General features: G+C 51.8%; 15 protein-coding genes. 2 read left to right on the top strand and 13 right to left on the bottom strand.

Annotated features, from left to right (window positions below; all coding sequences use genetic code 11):
* The first annotated feature begins 10 nt into the window (after positions 1-10).
* Positions 11-151, top strand: a complete 141-nt coding sequence (locus tag NST96_RS05175; RefSeq protein ID WP_155807985.1) for a hypothetical protein — start codon at positions 11-13, stop codon at positions 149-151.
* 521 nt (positions 152-672) lie between these two features.
* On the top strand, positions 673-849 hold the full coding sequence (locus tag NST96_RS05170; RefSeq protein ID WP_122957607.1) for an aspartyl-phosphate phosphatase Spo0E family protein: 177 nt from the start codon (positions 673-675) through the stop codon (positions 847-849).
* Positions 850-927: 78 nt separating this feature from the next.
* On the opposite strand, the gene speD is transcribed toward NST96_RS05170, so the two are convergent.
* The 13 genes from speD to NST96_RS05105 all read right to left on the bottom strand — a co-directional run bounded on the left by speD (position 928) and on the right by NST96_RS05105 (position 14493).
* A complete protein-coding gene (gene speD / locus NST96_RS05165) occupies positions 928-1746 on the bottom strand; it encodes an adenosylmethionine decarboxylase (protein WP_024984257.1) in 819 nt (272 codons plus the stop codon).
* 176 nt (positions 1747-1922) lie between these two features.
* Complete coding sequence (locus tag NST96_RS05160; protein ID WP_122957606.1) at positions 1923-2471, bottom strand: DUF2812 domain-containing protein; 549 nt, start codon at positions 2469-2471, stop codon at positions 1923-1925.
* A complete protein-coding gene (locus NST96_RS05155; RefSeq protein ID WP_024984255.1) occupies positions 2464-2811 on the bottom strand; it encodes a PadR family transcriptional regulator in 348 nt (115 codons plus the stop codon). Before NST96_RS05155 ends, NST96_RS05160 begins: the two co-directional genes overlap by 8 nt.
* 178 nt (positions 2812-2989) lie before the next feature.
* On the bottom strand, positions 2990-3589 hold the full coding sequence (locus tag NST96_RS05150; protein ID WP_003389308.1) for a response regulator transcription factor: 600 nt from the start codon (positions 3587-3589) through the stop codon (positions 2990-2992).
* The gene (locus tag NST96_RS05145; protein WP_243015141.1) at positions 3586-4722 is read right to left on the bottom strand and encodes a sensor histidine kinase; all 1137 of its coding nucleotides are present in this window, start codon (positions 4720-4722) and stop codon (positions 3586-3588) included. Before NST96_RS05145 ends, NST96_RS05150 begins: the two co-directional genes overlap by 4 nt.
* A gap of 66 nt (positions 4723-4788) precedes the next feature.
* Positions 4789-5844, bottom strand: a complete 1056-nt coding sequence (locus NST96_RS05140; protein WP_342405672.1) for a fatty acid desaturase — start codon at positions 5842-5844, stop codon at positions 4789-4791.
* Positions 5845-6095: 251 nt separating this feature from the next.
* Positions 6096-7334 carry a crosslink repair DNA glycosylase YcaQ family protein gene (locus NST96_RS05135; protein WP_342405671.1) on the bottom strand — a complete coding sequence of 413 codons (1239 nt, stop codon included), beginning with the start codon at positions 7332-7334 and terminating at the stop codon, positions 6096-6098.
* Between the two features lie 29 nt (positions 7335-7363).
* Positions 7364-9265 carry a 3'-5' exonuclease gene (locus NST96_RS05130; protein ID WP_342405670.1) on the bottom strand — a complete coding sequence of 634 codons (1902 nt, stop codon included), beginning with the start codon at positions 9263-9265 and terminating at the stop codon, positions 7364-7366.
* Positions 9266-9456: 191 nt separating this feature from the next.
* Complete coding sequence (locus NST96_RS05125; protein ID WP_122957602.1) at positions 9457-10242, bottom strand: fumarylacetoacetate hydrolase family protein; 786 nt, start codon at positions 10240-10242, stop codon at positions 9457-9459.
* 12 nt (positions 10243-10254) lie between these two features.
* Positions 10255-11283: a 4-hydroxy-2-oxovalerate aldolase gene (gene dmpG, locus NST96_RS05120; RefSeq protein WP_003389314.1), complete on the bottom strand. Its 1029-nt coding sequence runs from the start codon at positions 11281-11283 to the stop codon at positions 10255-10257.
* 16 nt (positions 11284-11299) lie between these two features.
* Positions 11300-12184 carry an acetaldehyde dehydrogenase (acetylating) gene (locus NST96_RS05115; RefSeq protein WP_003389315.1) on the bottom strand — a complete coding sequence of 295 codons (885 nt, stop codon included), beginning with the start codon at positions 12182-12184 and terminating at the stop codon, positions 11300-11302.
* Between the two features lie 20 nt (positions 12185-12204).
* The gene (locus NST96_RS05110; protein WP_003389316.1) at positions 12205-12990 is read right to left on the bottom strand and encodes a fumarylacetoacetate hydrolase family protein; all 786 of its coding nucleotides are present in this window, start codon (positions 12988-12990) and stop codon (positions 12205-12207) included.
* A gap of 33 nt (positions 12991-13023) precedes the next feature.
* On the bottom strand, positions 13024-14493 hold the full coding sequence (locus tag NST96_RS05105; protein ID WP_031932081.1) for an aldehyde dehydrogenase: 1470 nt from the start codon (positions 14491-14493) through the stop codon (positions 13024-13026).
* Positions 14494-14498: the final 5 nt, after the last annotated feature.

The following is a 14498-nucleotide window of genomic DNA, read 5'->3' as shown; positions in this document are numbered from 1 at the left end:
GGAAAGTGAAATGAAAAAAGCACTGATGACTATGTTCTTATCTCTAGCCCTGATGGTAACGGTAGGCTCGTTCACCGCGGGGAAAATTGTCGTTTCCCCTCCTGCCAATTCTGCACCGATTGTTAAAAATGTAGCAGACCCAGGTTATTAATGCGAAACAGTTTTTAGACGAAACGATTGTCGAACGTTCCGTAGAATGTAGGTAAAACTCCCTCGGTGTACCAATAACTGAGGGAGTTTTACTTTATTTTTATATATAGGGTAGAAACCGGGAAAGTAGACGAGAATTGTTGTCCCTCTTCCTGCTAATGTAGTACCGATTGTTGGGCGGCACCTAGGTTATTCATTCAACTATCTTTTTACGGAACGCTTGTCAATGCGTTCCTTTTTGATTTACTCCCTTGTAGATTCTCGTCGAATATTGTAAACAATCACCCATCTCCAATTTTTGTAAATAAATGTGCGACGGCTTGTATACTGGCAAAGAAGATGCATTTATTTCTGTAAAGGGGATGATCCTATGACCGCTCGATGTATCAATGAAAAAATGAAAGAGACATTCCTCATTTCGCCACGCAGAAAAGAAACGTCTCATTTTGTTGCAAGTTTAACCAAATTAGCGAGATGAAAACAGGCAAAACCTCCAAATCTAAAACTGTAAAGAGTGACGATATGGATACAACAGATGAAGTAAAGATTAGTAAAATCATTGAGGACTTAAAAAAACAACTGCTTCATTTGGTCAAAAACAAGGGACTTCAGGATGAAGCCGTCATTGAACTGAGTCAGAAGTTGGACAAATACATCGTGCTGGCTCAACGCAACATGAAAAAGTACAGCCGTCGCTGAAAACTCCCAACCTGCTCCATCACCGGATTGAAAACAGACTGGGAGTTTTTCATCCATTCTTCTGATTAACTTATGAGTTTATATTCCATTGGCCGGGATGTTTTTTCCGTAAAAAATCTCATCCATCTCGATTGTCAAACGATTGGTTATTTCCTCCTGTTGCCGCTCGCTCAACTGCTCCTTTGTCCGTCCGAACAGGTAGTTGTTCAGGTCAAAATTTTTCAGCTTGCATTTTGTATGAAAAATATTCTCCTGGTACACGTTGACGTCGATCATGTGGTACAAGCTTTTTACTTCATCCGGTATGTAATTTTGGATCGAGCTGATGTCGTGATCAATAAACAGCTTGTGGCCGCAAATATCTCTCGTAAAGCCTCTTACGCGGTAATCAATCGTCATGATGTCCGTATCAAACGAGTGGATCAGGTAGTTGAGCGCCTTCAACGGCGAGATTTCCCCACAGGTAGATACGTCAATATCGGCGCGAAATGTGCTGATCCCCTCATCCGGGTGGTACTCCGGGTACGTATGAACGGTAATATGGCTCTTGTCCAGCGACATGACGACAGATTCAGGGAGGGGGCCCGGCGATTCCTCGAATGACTCCTCAGGGACTTCTACGACAGGGCCTTCCGATACAAGAAAAGTCACACTCGCTCCCTGGGGAACATAATCCTGTTTTGCGATATTCAAAACGTGGGCCCCGATAATCTCTGCTACGTTGTTCAAAATCGTCGTTAGCCGGTCGGCATTGTACTGCTCATCGATATACGCCAGATAGGCTTCGCGCTCTTCTTTCGTTTCTGTATAGCAAATATCGTACATGTTGAAGCTCAACGACTTGGTGAGATTGTTGAAGCCATGCAAAGTAACGCGCTGCTCAGGTGTCAGATTCATGTTTTTGCTCCTTTGACTGATCTGATGGCTGCGGTTGATATTCCGTCCAGATTGTGGCCATTGCTGTCTGCCGAAAAAACACATTATTTGGTAGGATACCCCGCCTTACCATGAAAATACCACGATCAGCATGTATGGAGAAAAACCGTACCGGTCTGGTGTCTTTAATGCCTGCTTTATCGGAATCTCCTGCGCCTGACAAGAAACGCCGTAAATGTCATCAGGGAAGGGACAGCCAAAGCAAAGCACAGTGTCGCCAGAACGAGAAACACATTTGACAACAGTGTAATCCCCTGCGCTTCGACAATCTGACGGTAGATCAGGTGGAAAACGATACTGAAAATGACGAAAACCGCAGCGAGCATCCTCCAGACACCGATTACCCGATTGTACTTTTCATACATCGTGTTTTTATCCGAGTAAATCGGCACTGTTCCGGGAGGCGCTGAAAAGATATGAAGTTTCCCTTGCGTGCAAACGTGGGACCAGCCGCCCGCTTCGAACAGCTCAAAGTACTCGTTCTGTTCTGACGGCTTGAGTTCATGGACGTCCAGGCTGTATTGCAGTTTTTGCGCTTCACCCTTCCGGAGCCTGTACCCCAAGAAGGCAAATGATTCAAGCAGCCACCCCTGCTCAGCCATTTCGCCAAGCTTTTTCATTTCCTTTTCCTCGGCAAATGCGAGGCCCATCGAACTCATGTAGCGCGTTTTGCCTGTCCTATTCATGATTGATCCCCTCCGTCGCTGATTTCCATGCTGCTTTCCCGTGATCCACCATCCTGGAACGCCGGTTGATCTCGCCTTCGATGATGGTCCTTCCCTTTTCTGTGGCAGTGTAGGTTTTTCGCCGTTCGTCCTCGCCTTCGCCGAGAACGATGTAGCCTGCTTCCTGCATTTTTTTTATCAGCGTATACAGGGTCGCCGGTCCGATCGTAACCTCTCCCTCTGTCAGCTCCTCCACGTATTTCATAATGCCGTAACCATGCCTGGGAGTGAGCAGGGACAACAGGATATAGTAAGCAGAGTCGGTAAGCTGCTCTGTGGCAAACGTATTATTCCGCGACAAGAAAGCACCTCCTATCGTATATCCATTTTCAATGCATCCATTCAGGATATATCCATTAACGATATAGTAAACCACCGTTTTTTCTTTGTCAATGGACGCCTTGCCAAAAAAAGAAGACACCGGCTCCCGCTCCGGTGTCTGGTCCATACCGTATTCATGAAATATCCGCTTTGGCCGGTTATTTAAACCAGCCCTTCTCCTTGAAATGCATAATCGCTTCGATCCGGTTGCTGACCCCCAGCTTATCCAGGATGACGGAGATGTAATTGCGGACCGTCCCTGTTGTCAGGTACAACTGGCTCGCGATTTGCTTCGTATTTTTGCCGTCGGCGATCAGCAGCAGGACTTCCTTTTCACGCTCGGTCAACGGATTTTCCTGACCGTACGCCTCATCCATCAGCTCCGGCGCGTAGATGCGTCTGCCCGCCATGATGCTGCGGATCGAGCTGGCCAGCTCCTCGCTGGGACTGTCTTTCAGCAGATAGCCGTCCGCTCCCGCTTTTAATGCACGCTCAAAATATCCGGCTCTGGCAAACGTGGTGAGGATCATGACCTTGCAGCCGGATGTCTTCAGCTCCTCCGCCGCATCCAGCCCGCTCTTCACCGGCATCTCAATATCCATGATGCAAATATCCGGCTGATGCTGATGGACGAGCTTCACAGCGTCCTCGCCATTGCTGGCTCTGCCAACGACCTTCATATCCTCTTCCAAATCGAGCAGGGACGCAAGAGCACCCAACAGCATCCGCTGGTCCTCGGCAATGACGATCCGAATCATATCCCCGCCTCCTTTTCCGGTTGTTTGAAGACGTTTGGCACACGCAGGACGATCGTCGTCCCGCCGTCTGAAACAATTTCCATGCTCCCGTTTACGAATTCGAGCCGCTCCCGCATTCCCCGCAGACCGTTTCCGCGGTAGCAAGCCGACTCGTCGGCGATGCCGATCCCGTTGTCCTTCACTTTGACCACCAGATCGGTCCGCGATGGCTCGATTACGACCGAACAGGCTGACGCACTGCTGTGCTTTACCACATTCGTCGCTGCCTCCTTTATGCACATCGAGAGCACCGTCTCGGTCATCAGGGAGGTTTTCGTCAAGTTGGGGTCGCCCTCTAGCTGAAAATCAATTTGGGCCGCTTCGAGAATCTGCTTGATGCGAAACATCTCTTCCTCAAGCCGCGTACCGCGCATCTGGGTTACCATTTCCCTGACTTCCTTCAATGCGATCCGCGCCGTCTGGCGAACTTCATTGATTTCAACTTTCGCCCGGTCCGGGTCCTTGCTGATCAGCTTGCCCGCCAGATCGCATTTCAACCCGATCAAAGAGAGCTTCTGTCCAAGCGTATCGTGCAGATCGCGTGCGATCCTCTGGCGTTCCTCCAGCTTGACCAGCTCCGATATCCGCTTATTGGCGTCCTCCAGCTGTCCCTCCAGCTTTTCCCGCTTGTTCCGGTTGTAGGTGGTGACGGGAAGGAGGATCACGGCGATCATGCTGACAAGCACAAACGGCAGCTGGTTGATCATCTGCGCGTTTTTCATGATAAACCCGAGATTGATCGTGACCACGGTACTGACGAGATGAATCGAGTACAGCGTATAAAAACCGACCTTGTTCTGAATATTCCCGATAAAAAACGCCAGGAACAGCGAGAAATATACATAGCCAAACAGCAGCGTCATCGTGATGGAAATGATGATTTGCACACTCGTCCAGAAGTAGATCAGCCATCCCTTGGAGAGAAACGAAAACACGTAGCAGACAAAGAACACGAGAATCATCACAATTCCGCTCACAACCTCAAGTGTAGAGGAGGAGCGGAAGATGAAATAGAACGGAAGGATATAAAAGACGACCCACACATAAGGGCTAAGACCGGTGTTTTTGTGAAGAATTTGATACCACTTCTGCATGATCGCCCACCTTTTCCACTACACTGTCTACATTAAGTGTATATGAAGAGAAAGGTTTTCGCAGGTTTATTTTCCTTCCAGACTGGGACTTCTTCTTGGCAACGGCTCTGGAGCAGATCCTGTTTTATCCAGCAAGTCCTTGATCTCCTTAAAGCTGACAAACGCCTTGTTGCGCTCATCCCACAGCCGGAACTGAAGCGATTTCAAGCTGGTGGCAAGTGTAATCGTTGTGGCCTTTTGCAGCGGAGGCGTGGCATTATGCGCCTTCTCCAGATTGTAGTTCGGAACTTTCGGACTTAAATGATGGATGTGGTGAAACCCGATGTTTCCCGTGATCCATTGCAATGGCTTGGGCAGCTTGTAATAGGAGCTCCCCTCCACGGCCGCTTTCACGTAGCTCCACTCTTCCTCGTTTTCAAAGTAGGAATCCTCGAATTGATGCTGCACGTAAAACAGCCAGATGCCGAGCAGGCCGGAGATGAAGAAGATCGGGCCTTGGATGAGCAGAAACGCTTGCCAGCCCACCGCCCAAATCATCAGTGCATACAAAGCGATGATGGCAACATTGGTCAAATACGTGTTCATCCGCTCCTTGGCTCTCGCTCCTTTGCGGTTAAAACGGTACTGGAGCACGAAGACGTAGATCGGACCGAGCCCAAACATGACAAACGGATTGCGGTAGATCCGATAAGCGATCCGGAGCCACAGCGGGGACGACAGGTATTCTTCGACGGTGAGAATCCAGATGTCGCCGACACCCCGTTTGTCGAGGTTGCTGCTCGTCGCATGGTGGATCGAATGACTATGCTTCCACTGCTCATACGGACAGAGCGTGATCACACCTGTAATGGTGCCAAGTATATCGTTCGCCAGGCGATTCTTGAAGAACGACTGGTGACAACAGTCATGAAAGATAATGAACGTCCGAATCACAAATCCGGCAGCGATAATCAAAAGAGGAAGCGTCAGCCAATACGAAACGGCCAGGCTTTGATACGCTGCGAACCATAACAACAAAAAAGGAACCAGGGTGTTGAAAAGCTGTCTGATACTCGACTTCGTATCGTTCTTCTCATAGGGGGCGACATTCTTTTTCAGAGTAGCTATGTTGGATTCGTGCATTGCGTATTGCCTCCTCGATTTGACGCTTAGAAAACGTTCAGGAACGTAGGGCGCAAATTTTTCTTACTTTCATTATAGAAAGCGCATCCTGTTCACTGTAGTCATAAACGTCAACTTGAGGATATGACATTTGTCATGGTTTTTCAGATTTTATTTCCTGTTGTGGAATTAATTGCTGGTTTGCGGTTTTGAGCAGAGCCGTTCCTTTTTATTTTTGAGCGAGAAAGCATGCATGACGAAGAGACGCTTGTCTATTTCAGCCTTGTCTGTTCAATGGAGAAGGTATCTGCGCCATGGCTGACGGCGAAAGTCTGCAAAGCGTTCAATACCTGTTTTTTCAGTGGTCCGGTGAATTTTACATGAGGTTCGATTTGCAGCAATTGAACCGTCAAATGGCGGCTTTTTTTATCCAGCCGGGGGTCCATGCGGCCGATCAGCCTGTCCCCCGCCAGTATCGGCATCGCGTAATAACCGTACTTTCGCTTTGCGGCCGGCGTATAAATTTCCCAGCGGTACTCAAATGCAAACAGGTCTTCCAACCGCTTGCGGCTCCATAACAAATTGTCCAACGGCGGCAGGAAGTAAACGGAAATGTCTTTGTCGTCATCGGCAATCCCGTCCTGCTCTGCTTCGATGTGAGAACAGAGGCGGCCGCTGTCAGAAGCGAGGATAAAATACGGCTTGGCAAGTCCCTCCACCTCTACTCGCACCACTTCACCCGCTTGAATTCGCCGATCAATCGCCTCCCGCCGTTCTCCCGCACTCAGCCGCTGCCAGCCCAGCCGCGGATCGCTCGGTTCGAATACCCGGTACGCCCGGAAATACTTGTCCAGGAGCGCGCTTAGGGCCTCTCCTTTTTCCATCTTCCGGCCCTGAAGCTCGCCAGGAACGATCCGGCTGGACAGATCAAACAGGCGCTGGTTCCCTTCTCTCCCCACGACCGCTATATGCGCCGCATCCAAAAGCAGATTGAGGACATGGGACGTCGCCTTTGTTTTGGCGCTCACATTGTCCCAATAGCCATGAACTCGCTGATCGGATTCAAATGCTTTGGACGGCAGCGGGCCTTCCTCGCCCAGCTTTTGCAGGACGCCGTCCGCAATCGCTTTGAACTGGTCGAGCTGAGGCTGCACGCGCTCGCGCAGCCGCTGGCGAGTCGGTTCAAAGATCGGGTAATCCTCCATCGGAATGATGCAGGCGGCATTCGCCAGGTATTCGAAAAAAGCTCCGGCCCGAAGCAGCTCATCCAGAACCTCTGGCCGGTAGCCGGGAATCCGCGCTGCCAAGACCAGATGTTGATTGGGGCGGACGGCATTCACCGGATCGATCTGCACGCATTCGAGCCGCCGGATTGCGTCTCGCACGCGGTCTTGCAGGACTTGTGCCGAGTCAAATGAGGTGCCCTTCTCCGCTTCCGGGCTGCCGAGCAGCATTTGCGTCTCCAGCAGAAAACGCCGGACCGCTCGTTTGATTGATTTGATCGTTTTCATTAAAGGAACCTCCGAGGCTGGTCATTTCGTTATCCTAGCTCTTTTACCTTCGGGTTTGACAGCTTCTTTTTCTCCGCCACTTCATCCAAAAATTGCGTAAAGGTTGAATGGCCACTGTAAGTTAAAAATAACCATTCCAAAGCTCGGGTCATGGCTATATAAAGCAGTGATACCTCTCGTTCTTCTATTTCTTCCAGCGGGAATGGCATATTTTCGACTGCCACGATAAAAACCGCTCGGAAATCGAGACCTTTGGCACTATCTATGGTAGATATTTTCACTTTGTTTTCTTCACGCGAGAAGTTTCTTTTCGTTTCGGCATTTTCTGTAACCCATGTGTACGGCAGCCCGTGTTGTTCTAAACTGTTTTTGATCTCATCTATATAGGAGACTCGATGGGTATTTTTTACACGGTATAATATAGCAATTTCACTATACGGTATTTTTTTCTCTCGTGTTAGAAAGTTAATGGACTTGGAAACAAAGTTCATCTCTTCTTGAATGTTTTGAAATCGTTGGATGATCGGTTCGGGACCTTTCCTTTTGGTTGACTGCGGAGGAATGATCTCCACACCTTCTGTCGTCCCGCTTTTTACTTTGTTCTGCAGATGGGAGTGTGCCTGAAAAAAGTTCCAAGCAAATTGCACGATTTGAGCCGTATTTCGATAATTAATCGTCAGTATTTTTGACCGCCCACGAAAATCAAGGCCAACATCTTGAGCCAAACTCGTTTTTCTCCTGAAAATAGATTGGGCGCGATCCTCTACCAGCAACAAAGACTGTGTGGTCGGGTTCAAACATTGGCACAACAATTTCAGCCAATCAGGCTCAAAATCTTGCCCCTCGTCGATTAATATTGCGTCGTACATCGGAAGGACCGCTTCTTTACGCTGCGCCTTTTCCAAAAGGATGGGAATATCAGTGTCGCTCATCTTCAGATGCTGGGTGAGCCATTCATGAAAATTGTAAACCTCTATATTGGCAGCGGAAGGAGTTCCTGGGGCATTCATCATCTCATACAGATCTTCCGGTTCATTCAGCATTTTTTCAATCATTTGCTTTAAACTTTTTGACAATGTAATCCCGTAGCAGAGAACGAGAATTCGCCAATCAGGATGTGCTTTCGCAAGCAGCCTGGCTCGACTAGCCAAGACAAGTGTCTTGCCGCTGCCAGCGACCCCGCGGATTAAACGATGCTTATCTCCCAACTGCTTTGCTAGGTTCTCTTGATGCAAATCCATTGTTTTGATATTGTGCAGAGATAAAAGCAGTTGGTCCTGATGGCGAACCGGTGATGTAAACTCGGCACCAATTCGAACCTCGGGAAACAGGTGGAAACGAATTGCCTGAATGTCTTCATTGGTCAATATATATCTCTTCGTGTTGCGAACAGTGAACATCCCGCGTATTTTCTCCAATAGTATTTCAGGAGAAAATCCGTCCTCATCAGGGTCAACCTCGTCTTGGCAAAGAACAAACTGTGGTTCAATCACATGATAAAGATTATGCTTCAAAAAATACTCCTGTTTTAAGCGGGTAAAAACCGTACCATAGCCGTAGGAAAATTTTAAATATGAGCTGTTGTCCTGTAGCAAATTCCGATCTTTTTTCAAGTGATCAGTAAGCAAACGGGCATTGTCCCTCGCTTGCTTTAAGGGACTTTTCGTTGTGACCATCCCACCGCCCTCTTTGTGCAGTATCCAGTCATCGTGATTTATTTGATAGATGGTGTTGCTCTTGTAATCTTTCACTTCTAAAACTACAAGACCAAGGTCAGGCCCTATTATGACAAAATCCGGCCTTCTTCCCCGTATCTCCGGTTCGTAGTAAACGATATAATCACTTGGTAAATGGTTTTTCAGGCACTCAAATAACATTCTCTCTCCAGCCGTCGCTCCCCTTGGGATTGTTTCCGGTACCATATAAGCCACGATCTGTCTCTCCTAGTACATTATTCCTAATTTCATTTTATTATAGTATAAATGACAGCAAAGAAGCAGACGAAAATACAGATGAGCCGGAACGGGCCACTGGCTAGTCGCAGAAAAAAACAAAAAACACGAGCCCGCCCAAACCAGCGCAAACTCGTGTCCATTCCGCTTCGCCGCAGCAGGCAAAGCGCTTACTCTTTCACCACAAAATCAATACCGCCCAGTCCGTCCCAGTGTGCGGATACGACGTTACCTGCAAACAGCTGATGTGCGCCTGTAATGCCGCCGGATAAAATGACCTGCCCCGCCCGGAGCTTCTCCCCTTTTCTTGCCAGCATATTGGCCAGCATCGCGACAGAGTGGGCCGGGTGCCCAAGTACAGCGGCTCCCGCCCCCAAGTCCTTCATCTGTCCATTAATCGAGAGAGTCACTCCGACGAGGTCCAGCTCCAGTTCGTCCGGCCTTTTCAGGCGGGAGCCAAAAAAGACCCGGGATGACGACGTGTTGTCAGCGATGACATCGGGAAGCGTGAACTCGAAGTTTTTGTACCGGCTGTCGATGATCTCCAGCGCCGGCAGCACATACTCCGTCGCGGCCAGCACCTGCGCTCCGGTGACGCCCGGTCCCGCGATGTCTTTGCCCAGAACAAACGCGATTTCCGCCTCCACCTTTGGATGAATCAGCTCGCCCAATGGGAGAATGCCGTTGTCGATCGCCATATAATCGAAAATGACGCCGCAGATCGGCTCATGCACGTTCATCTGCTTCATTTTGGCCTGGCTGGTCAGGCCCATTTTCAGCGCCAGTACACTGTGTCCCTGCTCGTTCTTGAGCTTGATCAGCTCTTCCTGAATCAGGTAGCCGTCCTCAACGGACAGCTCGGGATACTCTGCCGTCAATTTCACGATCTCCTGCTTGCCAAGCTCGGCGTCGACCAGCTTTTGCGCGAGCGCTCTGCATACTTGTTCCGCGAGCATGCCGCTTCCCTCCTATCTGCTTTCAACCGCTGCCTGTCGCTTCGCGATCTCGGCGGCGACATCGATGATCATGTCTTCCTGCCCGCCGACAGCCTTTCGCGCTCCAAGCTCGATCAAAATGTCGCGGGAATCGATCCCGAAGCGCTTTGCCGCCCGTTCCGCATGCAGGCGGAAGCTGGAGTAGACGCCGGCATAGCCGAGCACGAGCGAGTTTCTCGTAATCTCCTGGGGCACCTGGATCAGAGGCGCCACGATGTCTTCCGCCAGGTCCATCATTTTGTACAGATCGATTCCGGTATGGATGCCCATCCGCTCCATCACGGCAACGAACACCTCTGTCTGCGTGTTGCCTGCCCCGGCCCCGAGGCAGCGGACACTGCCGTCGATGCGGGTAGCGCCTTCCTTGATCGCGGCCAGCGTATTGGCCATCGCCAGAGACAGGTTGTTGTGCGCGTGAAAGCCGACCGGGACTTCCAGGCTTTCCTTGAGCGCCCGGACTCGCTCCGCGACCTGGTCGGGGAGCAGCGCTCCTGCGGAATCGACGATATAGACGACATCTGCTCCGTAGCTTTCCATCAATTTTGCCTGTTCCGCCAGCTTGGCGGGCGGGGCCATATGGGCCATCATCAGAAAGCCGACCGTTAAAAGCCCCAGCTCCTTGGAACGGGCGATGTGCTGTGCCGAAATGTCCGCTTCGGTGGAATGGGTGGCAATCCGTGCCATGCCTACACCAAGCTTCGCGGCGGCATTCAAATCCTTGATCGTGCCGATCCCCGGCAGCAGCAAAACGCCGATGGTCGCCTGCTTGCAGACGGAGACGGCCGCTTCGATCAATTCCATCTCATTTGTACGCGACAAGCCGTATTGCAGAGAAGAACCGGCCAGCCCGTCTCCGTGAGAGACCTCGATAAAGGGCACGTTTGCTTCGTCGAGCGCACGAGCCACACGGACGACCTGCTCGACGGTAAACTGGTGGTTGATCGCGTGACTTCCGTCGCGAAGCGCTACTTCGGTGACGAGAATCTCCCGTTTATCAGTCATTTCTCTTCCCTCCCTTTCAGACAGACGCCGCCCCGACGTGAGGCTTGGCGAATTCCTCCGCCACTTTGACCGCAGTCGCAGTCATGATGTCCAGATTCCCTGCGTATTTGGGCAGGTAATCTCCCGCGCCTTCCAGCTCCAGTACCACCGTTACGCGGTTGCCGTCAAACAGCGGCTCTGTACGGAGGCGATAGCCGGGCACGTATGACTGAATAAAGGCAACGGTCTGCTCGATGGAAGCGGTTATTGCCTGTTCGTCCACCTCGCCCTCCACCAGCGCGTACACCGTGTCCCGCATCATGATCGGCGGCTCGGCCGGATTGAGAATGATGATCGCCTTGCCCTGCTTGGCCCCGCCAATCACTTCCAGACCGCGGGCGGTCGTTTCGGTAAATTCGTCGATATTGGCACGGGTGCCCGGACCTGCGCTTTTGCTGGAGATGGCTGCGACGATCTCCGCATAGCTGACAGGGCAAACCCGGTGGATCGCATGGACGATCGGGATCGTGGCCTGCCCGCCGCAGGTGATCAGATTGATATTGCATTCATGCAGATGTTCTCCCAGATTGACGCTTGGAACGACATACGGGCCGACTGCTGCCGGAGTCAGGTCGATGGCAAGCTTTCCGGCCTCCTTGAGCGCCTTGGCGTGACGGATATGCGCTTTCGCCGAGGTCGCGTCAAAAACGATGTCGGCAAGCTCCGGAGCATTGTCCAAAAACTGCTTCAGCCCTCCGTCAAACACCTCGTACCCCGCTTTTTTCGCGCGCAACAGTCCGTCTGAGTCGGGATCGATCCCGATCATCGCCGTAACCTCCAAATATTTGGAACGCTCCAGCTTCATCAGCAAATCCGTGCCGATGTTCCCCGATCCAAGGATCGCAACCTTTTTCCTGGACATGGCTCTCCCTCCCTTGACACTTAGCTTGTAAACCGGACACCGACTTCGCCCAGATGGGCAATCCTGGCGCGGAACGAATCGCCCGGCTCCGCCGCGATGGCCGCAGACAAAGCACCGGATAGAATCACTTCCCCCGCTTTGAGCGGAATATCGAATTCGGCCAGTTTGTTGGCGAGCCAGGCGACGCATACAGCCGGATTGCCCAATGCCGCCGCGCCCACACCCGTATTCATAACTTCGCCGTTTTTGTACAGCACCATGCCGGCCATGACGAGGTCGATCTGGTCTGGCTTCACCGGACGCCCGCCCAATACGTAGAAGCCGGAGGACGCATTGTCCGCAACGGTGTCCTCCAGCTTGATCTTCCAGTCGGCGATGCGGCTGTCCACGACTTCGAGTGCTGGGACCACATATTCGGTCGCCAGCATGACATCGAGAGCCGTCACGCGCGGGCCTTTCAAGTCGCGCTTCAGAAAGAAGGCGATTTCCGCCTCTACCTTCGGCTGCAGCACTTTTTTGCAGGAGATGTGACCGTGATTTTCCACAGCCATGCTGTCAAGCAGATGGCCGTAGTCCGGCTGGTCTACCCCGAGCAGGGTTTGCATCGCCAGCGAGGTTAGACCGATTTTTTTACCCGTAATCACATCGCCCGCATTCACTTTCCGCCCGACGGTCAAAAGCTGCACGCGATACGCGTCTTCGACCGAAATCTCCGGCTCTATTTTCGTAATCGGCTCGACAGCCAGGCCGCTTCTCTCCGCCTCCGCCAGATGGTCGGCGAGCCGCTTGATTTTTTCCTCGTCCATTGCCGTATCCCTCCCGCACGTTGTTTCCGACCGCTATCTTTTCATCGTGATCGTCTTGGCTTCCGTATAAAATTCGAAGCTGTGCCGTCCGCCTTCCCGGCCGATTCCGCTCGCTTTTGCTCCACCAAAAGGCGTTCGCAAATCGCGCACATACCAGCAGTTGATCCACAGCAGCCCGGACTGCACCTGATCCGCCACGCGGTGAGCGCGTCTGAGGTCGTTCGTCCAGACGACGCCGGCCAGCCCGTAGATGGAGTCATTGGCGATCTGGATGGCTTCTTCTTCTGTTTCAAACGGAATGATGACGATGACCGGACCGAAAATCTCCTCTTGGGCTACCCTCATTTTGTTGTCCACATCGTAGAGCACGGTCGGCTCGTAAAAATTGCCGTCCCCCAGACTGGTGATGCGCTTGCCGCCAAAAGCGAGCTTGGCTCCCTCTGACAGTCCGATCCGGACGTATTCATCCACCGTGGCCAGGTGGCTGCGGGAGACAAGCGCCCCCATGTCGGTATCCGGGTCGAGCGGATTGCCAACCTTGATTTTTTTCACCGCCTGCACAAATTTGTCCAGGAATTGATCGTAGATGCTCTTTTGGACCAAGAGGCGCGATCCGGCCAGGCAAATTTCGCCCTGGTTGCGGAAAATCGCCTCGATCGACCCTTTCACCGCCTCATCCAGATCTGCGTCCGCAAAGACGATGTTGGCTGATTTGCCGCCCAATTCGAGCGAAACGGGAATGAGCTGGCTAGCAGCGTTCCGCATTACGGTTTTGCCTGTCGTGGTCTCCCCGACGAACGATATCCGGCGGACATGCGGGTGTGTGGTCATCGCGGTGCCGACTGTTCCGCCCGGCCCCGTCAGGATGTTCAAAACGCCCGGCGGCAAGCCTGCCTCGTTGGCGATTTCGCCCATCATGACCGCGCTCAGCGGCGTATAGGAGGCGGGCTTGACGATGACCGTATTGCCCGCCGCCAGTGCAGCCGACGCTTTCCACGTCATCTGCATAAACGGCAGATTCCACGGAATGATCAGGCTGGTCACGCCTGCGGGAGCGTATTTGGCGTAGGACATGAAGCCGTTCATTTCGTAATGTTCATGTACGAGATACTTGGCCATTTCGGCGAAAAAGCGCAAATTCCAGGCGGCTCTGGGGATGTCAAAGCCGCAGCTCTCCTTGATCGGCTTGCCGACGTCAAGCGTCTCCACCAGCGCCAATTCCTCCACCCGCTCCATGACGAGATCGGACATTTTGCAGAGAATCTTCGCTCTTTCTTCGACGGGCATCCTGCTCCAGACGCCGCTTTCAAACGTGCGCTGGGCTACCTCGATCGCCTTTCTCACATCCTCTTCGCCCGCATTTGCCACCGAGGCCAGCTTGAGATTGGTCGCGGGATCGAGCGTGTCAAATGTCTCCCCGGAGATCGCGTCCACGTATGCTCCGTCGATAAACAGCTTTGCGTCCTTCAACTTTCGCTGATTTGCCTGTGTAGTCTGACTCATGTGAA

It is taken from the genome of Brevibacillus sp. FSL K6-2834 (assembly GCF_038592925.1).
GTDB lineage: Bacteria > Bacillota > Bacilli > Brevibacillales > Brevibacillaceae > Brevibacillus > Brevibacillus borstelensis.
This window is presented reverse-complemented; position numbering and strand designations above follow the sequence as displayed.

Bases quoted from the DNA above. Each gene is read 5' to 3' on its own strand.
- NST96_RS05170 (WP_122957607.1), top strand. From the start codon at position 673: ATGGATACAACAGATGAAGTAAAGATTAGTAAAATCATTGAGGACTTA.
- NST96_RS05140 (WP_342405672.1), bottom strand. From the start codon at position 5,844: ATGCACGAATCCAACATAGCTACTCTGAAAAAGAATGTCGCCCCCTAT.
- NST96_RS05145 (WP_243015141.1), bottom strand. From the start codon at position 4,722: ATGCAGAAGTGGTATCAAATTCTTCACAAAAACACCGGTCTTAGCCCT.
- NST96_RS05115 (WP_003389315.1), bottom strand. From the start codon at position 12,184: ATGTCCAGGAAAAAGGTTGCGATCCTTGGATCGGGGAACATCGGCACG.
- NST96_RS05175 (WP_155807985.1), top strand. From the start codon at position 11: ATGAAAAAAGCACTGATGACTATGTTCTTATCTCTAGCCCTGATGGTA.
- dmpG (WP_003389314.1), bottom strand. From the start codon at position 11,283: ATGACTGATAAACGGGAGATTCTCGTCACCGAAGTAGCGCTTCGCGAC.
- NST96_RS05150 (WP_003389308.1), bottom strand. From the start codon at position 3,589: ATGATTCGGATCGTCATTGCCGAGGACCAGCGGATGCTGTTGGGTGCT.
- NST96_RS05160 (WP_122957606.1), bottom strand. From the start codon at position 2,471: ATGAATAGGACAGGCAAAACGCGCTACATGAGTTCGATGGGCCTCGCA.
- NST96_RS05105 (WP_031932081.1), bottom strand. From the start codon at position 14,493: ATGAGTCAGACTACACAGGCAAATCAGCGAAAGTTGAAGGACGCAAAG.
- NST96_RS05135 (WP_342405671.1), bottom strand. From the start codon at position 7,334: ATGAAAACGATCAAATCAATCAAACGAGCGGTCCGGCGTTTTCTGCTG.
- NST96_RS05125 (WP_122957602.1), bottom strand. From the start codon at position 10,242: ATGCTCGCGGAACAAGTATGCAGAGCGCTCGCGCAAAAGCTGGTCGAC.
- speD (WP_024984257.1), bottom strand. From the start codon at position 1,746: ATGAATCTGACACCTGAGCAGCGCGTTACTTTGCATGGCTTCAACAAT.
- NST96_RS05110 (WP_003389316.1), bottom strand. From the start codon at position 12,990: ATGGACGAGGAAAAAATCAAGCGGCTCGCCGACCATCTGGCGGAGGCG.